The organism is Sphingomonas sp. CFBP 13603, assembly GCF_014892665.1.
In the GTDB taxonomy this organism is placed as follows: domain Bacteria; phylum Pseudomonadota; class Alphaproteobacteria; order Sphingomonadales; family Sphingomonadaceae; genus Sphingomonas.
The window spans coordinates 181759-195623 of the sequence record NZ_JADBIA010000003.1; the positions used below are offsets into that span (position 1 = coordinate 181759).

At 67.0% G+C, this 13865-nt stretch carries 12 protein-coding genes; 3 read left to right on the plus strand and 9 right to left on the minus strand.

Annotated elements, in window-relative coordinates; all coding sequences use genetic code 11:
- Window positions 1-10 precede the first annotated feature (10 nt).
- The gene (gene pyrC / locus IFR23_RS06305) at window positions 11-1048 is read right to left on the minus strand and encodes a dihydroorotase (RefSeq protein ID WP_192975154.1); all 1038 of its coding nucleotides are present in this window, start codon (window positions 1046-1048) and stop codon (window positions 11-13) included.
- An 81-nt stretch (window positions 1049-1129) separates the two neighbouring features.
- On the opposite strand from pyrC, the gene ygfZ reads away from it, so the two are divergent.
- The 3 genes from ygfZ to IFR23_RS06320 all read left to right on the plus strand — a co-directional run bounded on the left by ygfZ (window position 1130) and on the right by IFR23_RS06320 (window position 4116).
- Entirely contained in the window at window positions 1130-1861 is a 732-nt protein-coding gene (gene ygfZ / locus IFR23_RS06310; protein WP_244655489.1) for a CAF17-like 4Fe-4S cluster assembly/insertion protein YgfZ, read from the plus strand.
- 55 nt (window positions 1862-1916) lie between these two features.
- On the plus strand, window positions 1917-2678 hold the full coding sequence (locus IFR23_RS06315; protein ID WP_192975155.1) for a 16S rRNA (uracil(1498)-N(3))-methyltransferase: 762 nt from the start codon (window positions 1917-1919) through the stop codon (window positions 2676-2678).
- 64 nt (window positions 2679-2742) lie between these two features.
- On the plus strand, window positions 2743-4116 hold the full coding sequence (locus IFR23_RS06320) for a glutamate--cysteine ligase (protein ID WP_192975156.1): 1374 nt from the start codon (window positions 2743-2745) through the stop codon (window positions 4114-4116).
- A 29-nt stretch (window positions 4117-4145) separates the two neighbouring features.
- Here the strand turns inward: IFR23_RS06320 and IFR23_RS06325 are convergent, their stop codons facing one another.
- The 8 genes from IFR23_RS06325 to IFR23_RS06360 all read right to left on the minus strand — a co-directional run bounded on the left by IFR23_RS06325 (window position 4146) and on the right by IFR23_RS06360 (window position 13856).
- The gene (locus IFR23_RS06325) at window positions 4146-5432 is read right to left on the minus strand and encodes a methyltransferase family protein (RefSeq protein ID WP_192975157.1); all 1287 of its coding nucleotides are present in this window, start codon (window positions 5430-5432) and stop codon (window positions 4146-4148) included.
- Window positions 5433-5543: 111 nt separating this feature from the next.
- Window positions 5544-8132, minus strand: a complete 2589-nt coding sequence (locus tag IFR23_RS06330) for a PAS domain-containing protein (RefSeq protein WP_244655490.1) — start codon at window positions 8130-8132, stop codon at window positions 5544-5546.
- Window positions 8133-8225: 93 nt separating this feature from the next.
- Window positions 8226-8603, minus strand: a complete 378-nt coding sequence (locus IFR23_RS06335) for a hypothetical protein (protein WP_192975158.1) — start codon at window positions 8601-8603, stop codon at window positions 8226-8228.
- Between the two features lie 111 nt (window positions 8604-8714).
- Window positions 8715-9368 (minus strand): DUF4198 domain-containing protein, encoded by a 654-nt coding sequence (locus IFR23_RS06340; RefSeq protein ID WP_192975159.1) that lies wholly within the window; start codon window positions 9366-9368, stop codon window positions 8715-8717.
- 3 nt (window positions 9369-9371) lie between these two features.
- A complete protein-coding gene (locus tag IFR23_RS06345; RefSeq protein WP_192975160.1) occupies window positions 9372-9671 on the minus strand; it encodes a DUF3325 domain-containing protein in 300 nt (99 codons plus the stop codon).
- Entirely contained in the window at window positions 9668-11263 is a 1596-nt protein-coding gene (locus IFR23_RS06350; protein ID WP_192975161.1) for a PepSY-associated TM helix domain-containing protein, read from the minus strand. Before IFR23_RS06350 ends, IFR23_RS06345 begins: the two co-directional genes overlap by 4 nt.
- Window positions 11260-11574, minus strand: a complete 315-nt coding sequence (locus tag IFR23_RS06355) for a hypothetical protein (protein WP_192975162.1) — start codon at window positions 11572-11574, stop codon at window positions 11260-11262. The genes IFR23_RS06350 and IFR23_RS06355 overlap by 4 nt, the downstream gene beginning before the upstream one ends.
- On the minus strand, window positions 11571-13856 hold the full coding sequence (locus tag IFR23_RS06360; protein ID WP_197978319.1) for a TonB-dependent siderophore receptor: 2286 nt from the start codon (window positions 13854-13856) through the stop codon (window positions 11571-11573). Before IFR23_RS06360 ends, IFR23_RS06355 begins: the two co-directional genes overlap by 4 nt.
- Between the last annotated feature and the right edge of the window lie 9 nt (window positions 13857-13865).

Sequence of the window (13865 nt, forward strand, 5' to 3'; positions counted from 1 at the left end):
GGGAACGCCCCTACCCCTCGAACCGCCACCCGACATTGGTCCCCGCGAGAAACGGCACCACCGCCGTATCCCCCGCGCCGACCGACGCGGGTACCTCGGCATCGCCGCGCACCAGCGTCACGGTGCCTTCGTTCAGCGGCAACCCGTAGAAGCGCGCGCCGTGCTCGGAGGCGAACCCCTCGAACTTGTCGAGCGCACCTTCCTCGTCGAATACGCGCAGATACGCTTCCAGCGCGAACGGTGCGTTGAAGATGCCCGCGCATCCGCAGCCGGATTCCTTGGCGCCCACCACATGCGGCGCGCTGTCGGTCCCGAGAAAGAACCGCGGCGATCCCGACACAGCGGCGCGGCGCACGGCCAGTCGGTGCGTCTCGCGCTTCAGCACCGGCAGGCAATAGGCGTGCGGACGAAGCCCCCCGTCGAACAGCGCGTTGCGGTTGATCAGCAGGTGCTGCGGCGTGATCGTCGCGGCGATCGGATGATCCGCCTCGGTCACGAACGCCGCCGCTTCGGCGGTCGTGATATGCTCCAGCACGATCTTCAGGCCGGGATAGTCGCGCACCAGCGGCGTCAGCACGCGCTCGACGAACACCGCCTCGCGGTCGAAGATATCGATCGACTTGTCGGTCACCTCGCCGTGGATCAGCAGCGGTATGCCGATCCGCTGCAACGTCTCCAGCACGCCGGTCAGCGCGCGGATATCGGTGACGCCGTGCGCCGAATTGGTCGTCGCATGCGCGGGGTACAGCTTGCACGCGGTGAAGACGCCCTCGGCATGGCCGCGCGCGATCTCCGCCGGATCGGTCCCGTCGGTGAGGTAACACGTCATCAACGGCGTGAAGTTCGCACCCTCCCCCAGGGCCGCCATGATCCGCTCGCGATAGGCCTTCGCGGCCTCGATCGAGGTCACGGGCGGGGTCAGGTTCGGCATGATGATCGCGCGTGCGAACTGCCGCGCGGTATGGCTCGCTACCGCCTCCAGCATCGCGCCATCGCGCAGGTGGACGTGCCAGTCATCGGGGCGGCGGATCGTGAGGCGCTCGGTCATGCGGCCTTACTATCGGCGCGCGCCGCCGGATGCCAGACGTCGCCTGCTTGGAAATCGCGCCAGGCGCACTAGGTGGTGATCATGGACACTCCTGGAACGATGCTCGCCGATCGCAGCGTGATCCGCATCGCGGGCGAAGACGTGCGGGGCTTCCTGCAAGGGCTGGTCACCGCCGACACCACGTTGCTGACCCCCGCCACTCCGGCGTGGGCGGCATTGCTGTCGCCGCAGGGCAAGGCGCTGTTCGACTTCATCTTGTGGGCGGACGGCGACGACGTGCTGATCGACGTCGAGGCTACGCAGGCCGAAGCGCTGACGAAACGCCTATCGCTCTACCGCCTGCGCCGCGCGATCACGTTCCAGCCGGATGCACTGAAGGTTCATTGGTCGCTCGGCGGCTCCCAAGGTGTGCCAGACCCTCGCCTTGCCGACCTCGGCCATCGCTGGATCGCCCCGGAAGCAGCGCCCGCGACCGGGTGGCACGCGCACCGCCTGTCACTCGGGGTGCCCGAAGGCATCGCGGATCTCGGCGCCGGCGAAACGCTCTGGCTCGAATGCAACGCTCGCGAACTGAACGGCGTCAGTTTCACCAAGGGGTGTTACGTCGGCCAGGAAAACACCGCGCGGATGCATCACCGGTCGAAGGTCAACCGCCGCCTGGTCGTGGCCCCCTTCACCGAGCCGAGCAACCGTACGCGTACGACCTACCCGGAGCTTGGCCTGATGATCGAGCATCGCCGCGTCGAAGCTCTTGGCGATGCGGTGATCCCGACATGGCTCGCCGCCGCTCTGGCCGACGACGAGACGGCTTAGCATCCGGATGCCGCCACCCCTCCCCGTCTGCGGGAGGATTTGCTAGAGGCGGTGCATGCCTGCAACCCCCGCCTGGCCGCCGCAGTCCACGCCGCGCCTGTTCGTCGATACGCCGCTCGCGGCCGGTCCGCTCCACGTCGATGGGCCGGCGGCGCATTATCTCGTCGGGGTGATGCGGATGAAGATCGGCGATCCGGTGAAGTTGTTCGATGATCGGACCGGGGAATGGCTCGGCGTCGCGGCGAGCGTCGGCAAGCGCGACCTGGTGCTCGACGTGACCGAAATGCTGCGGCCGCGCGAGGACGTGCCCGATCTGTGGCTGTGCGCCGCGCCGCTCAAGAAGGGGCGGGTCGACTGGATGGCGGAGAAGGCGTGCGAGCTGGGCGTCGCGCGGCTGGTGCCGGTGGTCACGCGGCGGACGATCGTCGACAAGCCCAACACCGAACGTCTGCGGACGCAGATGATCGAGGCGGCCGAGCAATGCGGGCGCACCGCGCTGCCCGAGGTGGCCGAGCCGGTGAAGCTCGCCGCGTTGCTGCGCGACTGGCCCGAGGACCGCGCGCTGTTCTTTGCCGATGAAACCGGCGGCGTGCCTGCGCTGGATGCGATACGGGGGCGCCCCGGCCCGGCGGCGATCCTGATTGGGCCCGAGGGCGGCTTCGATGCGGACGAGCGGGAGGCGATCCGTGCGCATCCGAACGCGGTCGGCATCGGGCTGGGGCCGCGCATCCTGCGAGCCGAAACCGCGGCGGGGGCGGCGGTTGCCTTGTGGATGGCTGCGGCTGGCGATTGGGGCGCCGATCGGGCGGGTGTATGACATCGGTACCGATTGGTCCGAATCCCCTCTAGCACCCTCGTTCATCGACGCGTAAGGCGCGGCGATGACGACGATTCCCGCTCCGAAAAAGACCAGCCCGACGATCGAGTCGCGCGACCAGTTGATCGCCAGCTTCGCAGGCGGCGAGAAGCCGAAGAACGCATGGCGGATCGGCACCGAGCACGAGAAGTTCGTTTATGCGAACGGCGATCACCACGCCCCGTCCTATGACGAGCCGAGCGGCATCCGCGCGTTGCTTGGCGATCTGGAGCAATATGGCTGGAAGCCGGTCATGGAGGGCGGAAACGCCATCGCCATGTCGGGCCCCGACGGCAGCATCAGCCTTGAGCCTGCGGGCCAGTTCGAGCTGTCGGGCGCGCCGCTCGATTCGCTGCACGAGACTTGCGCCGAGACCGGGCGTCATCTGGAGCAGGTGAAAGCGGCGGGCGAGAAGCTCGGGATCGGCTTTCTCGGGCTCGGCATGTGGCCGGACAAGACGCGTGCGGAACTGCCAACGATGCCCAAGGGGCGCTATGCGATCATGCTGCGGCACATGCCGCGCGTCGGCAGCATGGGGCTCGACATGATGCTGCGGACCTGCACGATCCAGGTGAACCTGGATTACGCGTCCGAGGCGGACATGGTGAAGAAATTCCGCGTCGGACTCGCGCTTCAGCCGCTCGCGACCGCGCTGTTCGCGAACTCGCCGTTCACCGAGGGCAAGCCGAACGGCATGCTGTCGTATCGCAGCCATATCTGGTCCGACACCGATCCGCACCGCACCGGCATGCTGCCGTTCGTGTTCGAGGATGGTTTCGGCTACGAGCGCTATGCCGAGTACGCGCTCGATGTGCCGATGTACTTCGTCTACCGCGAGGGCAAGTATATCGATGCCGCCGGGTTGTCTTTCCGCGACTTCCTGAAGGGCGAATTGTCGGTGCTGCCGGGCGAGAAGCCGACGCTCGACGACTGGACCGATCATCTGTCGACCGCGTTCCCCGAGGTGCGGTTGAAGACATTCCTCGAGATGCGCGGCGCCGATGGCGGGCCGTGGAACAGGATCTGCGCGCTGCCGGCGCTGTGGGTCGGGTTGCTGTACGATCAGGGTGCGCTCGATGCGGCGTGGGACCTGGTCAAGGACTGGACGATCGACGAGCGTCAGGCTCTGCGTGACGCGGTGCCGAAGCTGGGGCTGAACGCGCCGATCGCCGGTGGCGGAAAGCTGCGCGATATCGCCGGCGAAGTGCTCGACATCGCCGGTGCCGGGTTGTCGGCGCGGGCGCGGTTCAATCGGGCGGGCGACAACGAGACCGGCTTCCTCGATCCGCTGCGCGAGATCGTCCGTAGCGGCAAGGTGCCGGCCGAAGTGCTGCTCGAACGCTACAACGGCGTCTGGAACGGCGACGTTTCGAAGGTCTACGACGAGGCCAGCTTCTGACGGCTCCCCCTCCCGCTTGCGGGAGGGAATCAGCCGCGCAGTCGCGCGAACAACCGCGGCACCACGCCGTTGCGCGTCATCCAGTCGAAATACGCCCGATAGTCCGGATCGAGCTTCAGATGGCGCTCCTCGGTCTTCGCGCGCCAGTAATACACGCCGCTGACCGCCGCCAACAACAGCGTCGCGCGCGCCGCATCGACCATGCTGCCGACGGTCAGGATCGGGATCGTCGAGATCCACCAGAACAGGTTCTTCGACAGATACGCCGGATGCCGCGACACCGCGTATGGCCCGTGCGTCAGGATGCCGCGGTTGGTCAGGTTCGAGAAGCGGAAGCCGAACGCCATCGTCGCCCACGCATAGATCGCGGTCAGCGCCACCAGCACCGTCCCGATCAGCGCCAGCAGCACCGGATGCCACTGGAACCAATACGCCCAGTCCGACGTGCCCGGATGGTAATCGAGCGGACCGCCGGTGTTCATCAGGATGAACGGAGGATAGCACATCAGCGCGGGCATCCACGCCGCCGCGTAGGGATTGGCGCTGCGGATGTGCGAATCGAGCGGGCGGAAGGTCAGCAGATAGCCGATCGTCGCGAACGCCACGTCGATCAGGAACATCAGCGTCACCAGCCAGTTCGACAGCGACACCGGATCGTGCAGCACCGCGCGCAGATCGCCACGGACGAAATCGCCGAACCCCGGTGGCACGATCGCCAGCATGAAAGCGAGAAAGAACGTCTTCACGCCCCATGCGCGCAAATGGCCATAGATCGCCTCGCGGTCGACGCCTGCCTGCCCGGTCAGCCATGCGCCGAGATGCCAGGCGCCGTCGCGCGGCGCGACGAGATACCGGTCGATCCACAGCACGTAGGGGATCGAGGCGACGAACAGGATCGGCGCGGCGTTGGTGAAGCACCACATCGCAAACGCGAAATTGCCCTGCCAGTAAAACCGCCCGGCGCCGTAAATGACCGCGATCCCCGCCCAGGTCGCCCACAACCCCGCGAGCTTGGTCAGGCTGGTGTCGAGCGTCTCGCGCCACGGCTTGCCCGTCGACCAGTCGATCCCGGTGCTCGGGCTCCGGTGGACCTTGTCGACCAGCAGCGACCAGGCCACCATCGGCAGTCCGCACGCGACCACGTTGATGAGCGCGGAATACGGCCCGTCCATCCCATACCAGCGCGCGATCCCGAGCCACGCCAGCACGCCCGCCAACCCGGAAAGGCCCGCACCGTGGCTGACCGCCGACCGTGGACGTGGATCGGCCTCGGGGTCGGTCTCGGCCATATCGGAAAGCGCGGCGTCCTGGAGCATGGGATACTCAGTAGCGCGGATTGGTAAGCAAGCCATGAAGCATGATGCGCCGCCCCGCCTGCCCGCCCCGCCTGCCCGCCCCGCCTGCCCGCCCCGCCTGCCCGCTCAGCCTCAGCCCGTCGCCCTGCGCAGCACGCGCGACAATTGCTCGACCGAATACGGCTTGTGCAGCAGGTCGAAGCCGTGCGTCCCGTTCTGCGCGAGCACGTTGCTATACCCCGATGTCAGGACCACCGGCAGGCGGGGATACCGCTCGCGGATCGCTTCGGCGAGTTCGATGCCGTTCATCCCCGGCATGACGACGTCCGAAAACACGATGTCGAAGCGCGATGCATCCCGCTCGAGTTCGACCAGCGCCTCCTGAGCGTCGGCGGCCCAGACCGTCACATAGCCGAGTTCGGCGAGCGACTGGGTGGTGAACGTGCCCACTTCGCGATTGTCCTCGACGACGAGGACGCAGGTGCCGTGGCCGTCGGCGAGATCCTCCACAGCGTCATCCGCTTCGGTGGACTCCCCCTGATCGACTGCGGGGAGATACAGCGTGAAGGTGGTGCCGACGCCGACCTGGCTTTCGACCGTGATGTCGCCCTCGGATTGCTTGGCGAACCCGAACACCTGGCTCAGCCCGAGCCCGGTCCCCTGCCCCACGCCCTTGGTGGTGAAGAACGGTTCGAAGATGCGTTCGAGCTTGTCGGGCTCGATGCCCGATCCCGTGTCGGTCATCGATATCGCGACGAACCGCCCACGGACCATCGGGTGCGATCGGACCGCCGGAATGAACGCGGCGTGTCGCACGGCGACGTCGATCCGCCCCGCCCCGTCCATCGCATCGCGCGCGTTGACCGCCATGTTCACCAGCGCGGTATCGAGCTGGCTCGGATCGACGTTGGTGAAACACGCGTCGTCCGGCACGTCGATGCCGATCACGATGCGCGATCCGGTCAGCGTGCCCAGCATGTCCGAGATCACGCGCAGGCTCTGGCCGACGTCGATGATCTCGGGCTTCAGCGCCTGCCGGCGTGCGAAGGCGAGCAACTGGCCGGTCAGTTTCGCCGCGCGATCGGCGGTGTCCGAAATCGCCTCGATATAGCGCGCGCGCCGATCATCGCTGAGATCCGGGCGCTTGAGCAGATCGGTCGCCGACCGGATGACGGTCAGCAGATTGTTGAAATCATGCGCGACGCCGCCGGTGAGCTGGCCCACCGCCTCCATCTTCTGCGACTGGCGCAGCGCGTCTTCGGCGTTCTGAAGCTCGCTGGTCCGCGCCGTCACCTGCTGTTCGAGCGATGCAGCGAGTGCGGCCAGCTCCTGTTCCGCGCGGCGACGTTCGGTCGCGATCCGCGTGCGCTCGGCAACGTCGCGAATGAACGCCAGCTCATCCTCGCGCCAGTGACGCTGCGCTTCGTGATTGATGTACAACAAGGCAACGAGATCACCGTTCTCGGTCAACGGCATGTTGATGACGGCGCGGGCGCTGATCGCCTCGAGCGCGGCGGCGTTCGCCATCGTACGGGGGTCGATCCGCGCATCGTCGAACACCACGTCGCGGCCCTGGGCGAGGTCTTCGATGTACGATCCGTAATCGCGGAAGTTGAGCACGCCAGCGAGCGACGTGATTCCGGGCGCATTCCAGTCGCGCGCGATCGTGATGGTTTCGGCCTGCGTATCGACCTGGCCATAGCCCGCGCGGCTGACGCCCAGCGTATTGCCGATGATCCGCGCCGCCGCGAACGAGATATCGTCCGGCTCGTCGGTATCGCGGAAAACGTCGGACAGCTCGACGAGCGCGGCGCGCATCATGTCGCCACGCCGCTGGTCGGTGATGTCGGTCGAGACGCCGGCGATGCGCAGTGCCTCGTGGTGCGCATTGTAGAAGGGCTGCCCGCGCGAGCCGATCCATCGCATCTCGCCGTCCGGCCGGATGATGCGGTAGACGACGCCGTAATCGGTCCCCTCCGCGATGCAGCGCTCCACCTCGGCGACGCTTTTCTGCCGGTCGTCCGGGTGGATCGCTTCCAGCCGGTCTTCGTAGGTGAAAGGTTCGTGCACGGGGCGACCGAAGATCTCCTTGCAAGTCTCCGACGCGGTGAGGCGGTTGGTGGGGATTTCCAAGCTCCACGTACCGAACCGTGCCGCCTTCAGCGTGAAGGCCAGTTCGCGCTCATGCTCCTCCTGCATCCGCAGCCGGTCGGTGAGTTCGGCCATCAGCGAGGCGTTGCTGACCTCCAGGCCGTGCAGCCGCTCCCGCTCGATCGTCACGTCGACCTGGCTGGCAAAGAAATAGGCCAGCACGCCCTCGGTATCGTAGACCGGCGCCAGCAGCAGACGGTTCCAGAACAGTTCACCGTCCTTGCGGTGGTTCTGGATGTCGATCTCCAGCGGCTCGACCCGCTTCACCGCGTCGCGGATGCGCTGGATGGTCGCTTCGTCGGTTTCCGGCCCCTGCAGGAAGCGGCAGTTACGCCCGAGTATCTCGTCGCGCTCATACCCGCTCAGGCGACAGAACGCGTTGTTCACGAACACGACCGGATTGTCGGGCAGCCGCGGATTGGTGATGATCATCGGCATGCGCGTAGCCCGCACCGCGGCGACGAACGGATCGGTTCCGACGTCCTGGCCGATCAGTTCGGCCGCGATCCGCTCGGCATCGGCCGTCATCTTCGGTACGACAGGGGAAACGCGGTCGGTGATGTCAGTCAAGGCCGGCTTCCCATGGATTGGCGCTAAGTCCCTGACATTTAGGTCGCGCTTCGGTTCACCGCAACGTAGCGCGCCGTCTCCGGATGCGCATTATCACTGGTAATGCGTGGTGTTTTCGAAGCCGTCGTTGCTCTTCGCCATCTTGAGCAGCTTCTTGGCATAGGACCGCACGTGCCGGTCGAACCGCGTGTCGTTATACACGCCGCGCCAGATATACTCGTCGCGGTCGAGGAACAGCAGCAGAGCGTCCGAGAACGACGCCTGGAGATCGGCGGTCTTTCCGGCCTTCATCATCGCGCAGACCATCTCCTCGGCGCTTGCCTTGTCGCAATCGTCCTGAAGCTCTCGGCCACCGCGCTCCGCCACGACCTGATCGCCCCGCGCGGCGACCACCCGGCTTTCCAGCCATGTGCGGACGACCGCGCCGTCCCACGGCTTCGCCGGTGTTCCCTTCGATGATCTGACGGCCACGCCTCGACTCCGTTCACGCTCGATCGGCAAAACCAGCTTGCCGCATTCCGATCGCGGCTTCGGTGACGCCGGATCGGCCGTCAATCGCCAATCGATCCGGCACCCGGAGCCCTACCGTACGACGTACGTCGTCGTCGTGATCCGGTACACGGCCTGCGCGACGCCGCCGGGCAGCGAAATCGGGCCGTCCTCCTTCTTGCTGGCAACCAGGAGATAGCGTCCCGGCTTGGCGACATCCGGCTTGCCCGTCTCGTCACTCTTGCCCGTCTCTATGGTGCCGGCTTTATCGGTCGTCATGTCGGTCTTCGAACGATCGGGCGCGTACAGCGCGACGGTGGCGCCGGGCACCGGCTTGCCGTCGCGCGTCAGCACGAAGCGCGACCCGTTCGCGGTGACCGGCGCGACCTCGAACGGCAGCCTGGCCTTCGCCTCGGCACGACCGGCGCGCGCGTAATAGACCACGCCCTCCTTCTTCCCGTCCGGCCCCCAGGGTGCGAACACCGTATCGTCCCACGCGCGGACGTCGCCGGCCGGCAGGTTCGTCTCGAGGAACCCGGTACGCCGCGTCAGGACCGCGCCTGGCTGCGCGAGTATCCGCGGCGCCTTCAGCTTGGCGAACTCGGGATCGCCGCCGGGCGGCATCGGTTCGCCCGGCTCGCCCAGATAGACGCGCGCGGGGCCGGTGCCGTCGCGTTCGATCCAGATCTCGTGAGCCTGCGCGGTTGCAGGCAGGCAGAGGATGAGCGCTGCGAACAGGGTACGCATAGGCTAGAGTCCTTTGACGGAGGGCCGGGGGTCGGCACGGGCGGGGATGAAATTGAGCGTGAGGAAGGCGATCCCGGCGCCGGCCATGATCGCGCCCACGTAGAGTATCGGCCCGAAGATCCAGCCTCGAGCTAGGATCGCGGGCACGGTGCTCGCGACGAGCGCCAACCAGCCGCCGGTCCGCAGCATTCGGCGTCGCCGCGCGTCCGGACACGCGCCGAACCGGCGGCGATGATGCGCATCGGTGGCGAGACCGAGCAGGACGAACGCGGCGGTCGCGAACAGAAGCGACAGGACGCTCATTCGGCGGGCTCCAGAACCTTGGCGGTGGTCGCGGCCTTGACCTTGCGAGCGCGTTTCGCAGTCGGGCGATAGCGCGCGACGCGGCGGGCGAGCAGGAGGAACGCAACCCCGAACACCGCGATCGTCGCGTCGATGCCCGCGATCATCAGGTCGCCGATCGCCAGCGACGCGAACAGCCCGCGATCGGTCGCGACGACGTCGTACACCGGCAACGCGACAAGCAGCACGCCGGTCGTCGCGAACAGCGCCGGCCACACACGCGCCGGCCTGACGACGAACGCCGTCACCGCGGCGACAGCCCAGGCGATGAACAATACGTGGATCTCCCAGTCCGCGCGCGCGCCCAATGTTACCGGCAGCAGGCGGTTGGCCCAGAAGAAGCACGCGAGCGCGAGCGGGAAGCCGCCGATCACCGCGACGTTGAGCCGCTCGACGAGGCGGAACCCGAAATGCGGCCGGGTCGGGTCGGGCAGGCGCTCGCGACGCTTGACCGTCCACAGCACGAGGCCGCTGGCGACCATCAGCGTGCCGGCGATCCCGCACAGGAAATACAGCCAGCGCCCGCCGTTGCCTGCGAACCGTCCGGCGTGGAGCCCGACCATCGCGCCCGCGGTCTCGGCGGCGGCGCCCGGTGGCGGCGAACGCCAGACGAGGCGCCCGGTCACGCCGTCATAGGTCAGCCGCGGCGTCCGCGACGACAGCATCGAATTGGCGCTCTGGCTGATCGTGATCCGTGCGGCGGCGTCGCCGGGATCGCTGACCTCGATGAAACTGGCGGGCGCACCAAGCCGGCGTTCGGCGTCGGTGGCGATCCGTCGCAGGTCGATCAACGGCGCGGGACGGCCGGTCCGCTCGACCACATTGGCGGTCGGGAACAGCGCGGCGAACACGGTATTCTGATCGGTATAATTGGCGACGACCGCCCACGGCATCAGCAGCGTCATCAACGTGACCAGCCCGGTATAGGTGATCATCAGGTGGAACGGCAGCGCCAGCACCGCAGTCGCGTTATGCCCGTCGAGCCAGGAGCGCTGGCCCTTGGCACGGCGCAACGTGAAGAAATCCTTGAAGATCTTCTTGTGCGTGACGATCCCGCTGACGATCGCGACCAGCATCATCATGGTCGCGAACCCGACTAGCCACCGTGCCCAGATCACCGGCATGTAATGGAGATCGAAGTGGAACCGGTAGAAGAACTCCCCGCCCCGCGTCTCGCGCGCCTGCGCGACCTGTCCATCGGCGCCGATCAGCGCCTGCGTGTCGCCGCGCCCTCGCCGGCCCCGCCTGCCACGCTCTTCGCCGGGCTTGGGTTGCGGTACCCAGAAGACCTGCGCGCCGGGCGATCGTTCGGTCGCTACCGGGATGATCCAGCTCTTGGCGTCGGGCGCCTTGCCGGTGAGGAATGCCTGCGACCCGGCCAGCACGCGCATCGGCTGTTCGACGCGCGCGATCTCCGGCCGCATCCAGCGGTTGAGACCCTCGCGCCAGAACGCGATCGTGCCTGCGACGAACACGAGGAACAGGATCCAGCCGAGCAGCAGCCCGGACCACGTATGCAGGAACGCCTGCGACTGTCGAAAGCCCTTGCTCATAACCGCCCCGTCGCGTCGATCGAGACCCATGCGATCGCCGCGGCGATCCCGGCGGCGATGGCCAGCGTCCAGATCGCCCGCCAGCCACTGCGCGCCGCGAACGCCCACATCGCCGCGAGCGCGCACAAGGCGAGCGCGATCAGCGACGCGGTGACGCTCGCCTCGGCACGATCACCGGGCAGCAGTCGCGCGATTGCCATCGCCCAGAGGCTCGCGGTCGCATAGCCGAGTGGTACCGCGGCGACGACGCGCAGCGCGATGTCGCCACGTCGCGCCCAGCGCGCGCGGGCATGCGCGTCGCCCGCCGTCATTCGAATGTATACCGAAGCGTCGCGAACGCGGTGCGCGGGCTGCCATAGTAATTGCCGCGACCGGTGGCGGCGATGCGCGCGTAATAGCTCTTGTCGAGTACGTTCGCGACGTTGACCGAGACACCCACCCGCTCGTTGAACTTGTAGCCTGCGCGCAGGTCGAGCACCGCATAGCTCGGCTGGCGGACGATGGTGGACCGGGTCCGCAGCGTGCCGTCGGCGTTGAATACCGCCGCGTTGCCGCCGAAGGTCGAGCTGAACCACGTCACGCTGCCGCCAAGGCTCGCGCCGGCCAGCGGCCCGTCGACCGGCGCGTAGTTAGTGAACGCCTTGATCATATGCTTCGGAACGATCGGCACCAGTGGCAGCCCCTCGAACGCGGTGGTCTGGTCCTCCAGATACTTGGTCTTGGTGTAGGTGTAGCCGCCATTGATCCGCCAGCCGGGCAGGATCTCGCCGGTCGCCTCGGCTTCGATACCGCGCGAGCGGACCTTGCCGGTCTGCAGCACGACGGTCTGGATGTCGGGATCGTTGAACAACCGGTTGGTCTGCGTGATCTGATACGCCGCCGCCGACAGCAGCAGGCGATCGTTCATCAGCGAGAGCTTCGTCCCCGCCTCATATTGCGCACCGACCAGCGGCTCGATCTGCTGCCCGTCGGGGCGTGCCCGGCCGACCGGTGCCGCCTGCGGCGTGAAGCTGTCGGCATAGCTCGCATAGAGATTGAGCTGCGACGTCACGTCCCAGACGATCCCGGCATAGGGCGTGAAGCGGTTGTCGATCCCGTAGCGCGTCGACGGCGGCAGAACGCCGGTCGGGGTCAGGAGCGTGGTCGTCGTGGTATCCCACCACGTCACGCGGCCGCCACCGATCAGCGTCAGGCCAGCGAGCGGGCTCAGCCGCATCTGCCCGTAGATGCCGTATTGCTCGACGTCGGTCGAGGAACCGCCATAGACCTGCAGCGCGCAATTGGCGGGCGCGGGCGTGATCGCCGTGCTGGAACTGGGACAGGTCGCCCCCGTCCCCTGCACCGGATAATAGGGCGACGCGCCGTACGGATTCAGCGGCGGCTCGAACGGCGACACCGGATCATACACGTCGATCCGCGCATAATTGGACAGCCGCGTGAAATACGACGTGCCCGAACTCGCCTGGTAATCGGTGCCGAGGATCAGCGTCTGGTCGCGACCGAACAGCGGGAAGCTGCCGATGCCGTTGAAGTCGAACGAACGGGTCTGCTGCTTGCTGTCGCCGCGATAGGCGATGTGGCTGGTCGAGCCGTTGGTCGCGGTGACCGGCTGGTTGCCGATATAGCTGTAGATGTCGACGCGATCGACGTCGGTGAACAGCCCGGTCGCGCGCAACGTCCAGCGGTCGCTGATCTTGTGCGCGAGTTCGGCGAACCCGGTCCAGGTCTCGGCGTTGAACCGGTTCCAGTCGGCCCCGAGATAGGTCGATCGCTTGACGTCGAGCAACTTGCCGTCGCTGCCGTCCGCGCCGCCGATGATGCCGGGCAGTCCCGACTGCACTGCCGGACGGAAGCGGTCGTAATAGCCGCCGACCGTCAGCGTGGTGCGGTCGCCGATCTCGAGCGAACCGACCGCGAACCCGCCGATGCGGTTGCGGTGCGCGGTGGCGAAGAACTGGTCCTGGTCCTGCGCCATCGCACCGACGCGGAGCCCCGCCTTCGATCCGATCGGCGTCGAGACGTCGAGTTCGAAGCGTAGATTGTCGTAGCTCCCGGCACCGGCGCTCGCCTGCATCCTGAACGCGTCGAGCGGTCGCTTTCGCACCATGTTGATGCTGCCCGCCGGATTGCCCGATCCGCTGAACAGGCCTGCCGGGCCACGCAGCACCTCCAGCCGGTCGTAGAAGAACAGGTCCGGCACGGCGGACGGGAAGTTGAACGCAAAGCTCGGGACGCCGTCGATCAGGTAATTGGTGATCGCGAACCCGCGCGAGAAGAACGACGGGTCCTCGCTGCCGACGCCGTTGACGGTGATGCCGTTGGTCGCGGTCAGCGCGTCCTCCAGCGTGAACAAATTCTGCGCCTCGATCTGCTCGCGATCGATCACGGTGATGGTGTTCGGGGTGTCCTTCAGCGGCGTTACGGTCTTGCCGACCGCGCGACCATAGCTCTTGCCGATGACCATGATCTCGTCGGACTTCTGCGCGTCGTCCGATCCGCTGGCGGCTTCCGCGGTCTTCGGCTCTTCCGCCGATGCCGGCAAAGGTGCCCCGACCAGTGCCGCACTCGCCAGCAATATACTCGACAAACTCATACTGAACCC

Bases quoted from the DNA above. Each gene is read 5' to 3' on its own strand.
- pyrC (WP_192975154.1), bottom strand. From the start codon at position 1,048: ATGACCGAGCGCCTCACGATCCGCCGCCCCGATGACTGGCACGTCCAC.
- ygfZ (WP_244655489.1), top strand. From the start codon at position 1,130: ATGGACACTCCTGGAACGATGCTCGCCGATCGCAGCGTGATCCGCATC.
- IFR23_RS06315 (WP_192975155.1), top strand. From the start codon at position 1,917: ATGCCTGCAACCCCCGCCTGGCCGCCGCAGTCCACGCCGCGCCTGTTC.
- IFR23_RS06320 (WP_192975156.1), top strand. From the start codon at position 2,743: ATGACGACGATTCCCGCTCCGAAAAAGACCAGCCCGACGATCGAGTCG.
- IFR23_RS06325 (WP_192975157.1), bottom strand. From the start codon at position 5,432: ATGCTCCAGGACGCCGCGCTTTCCGATATGGCCGAGACCGACCCCGAG.
- IFR23_RS06340 (WP_192975159.1), bottom strand. From the start codon at position 9,368: ATGCGTACCCTGTTCGCAGCGCTCATCCTCTGCCTGCCTGCAACCGCG.
- IFR23_RS06345 (WP_192975160.1), bottom strand. From the start codon at position 9,671: ATGAGCGTCCTGTCGCTTCTGTTCGCGACCGCCGCGTTCGTCCTGCTC.
- IFR23_RS06350 (WP_192975161.1), bottom strand. From the start codon at position 11,263: ATGAGCAAGGGCTTTCGACAGTCGCAGGCGTTCCTGCATACGTGGTCC.
- IFR23_RS06355 (WP_192975162.1), bottom strand. From the start codon at position 11,574: ATGACGGCGGGCGACGCGCATGCCCGCGCGCGCTGGGCGCGACGTGGC.
- IFR23_RS06360 (WP_197978319.1), bottom strand. From the start codon at position 13,856: ATGAGTTTGTCGAGTATATTGCTGGCGAGTGCGGCACTGGTCGGGGCA.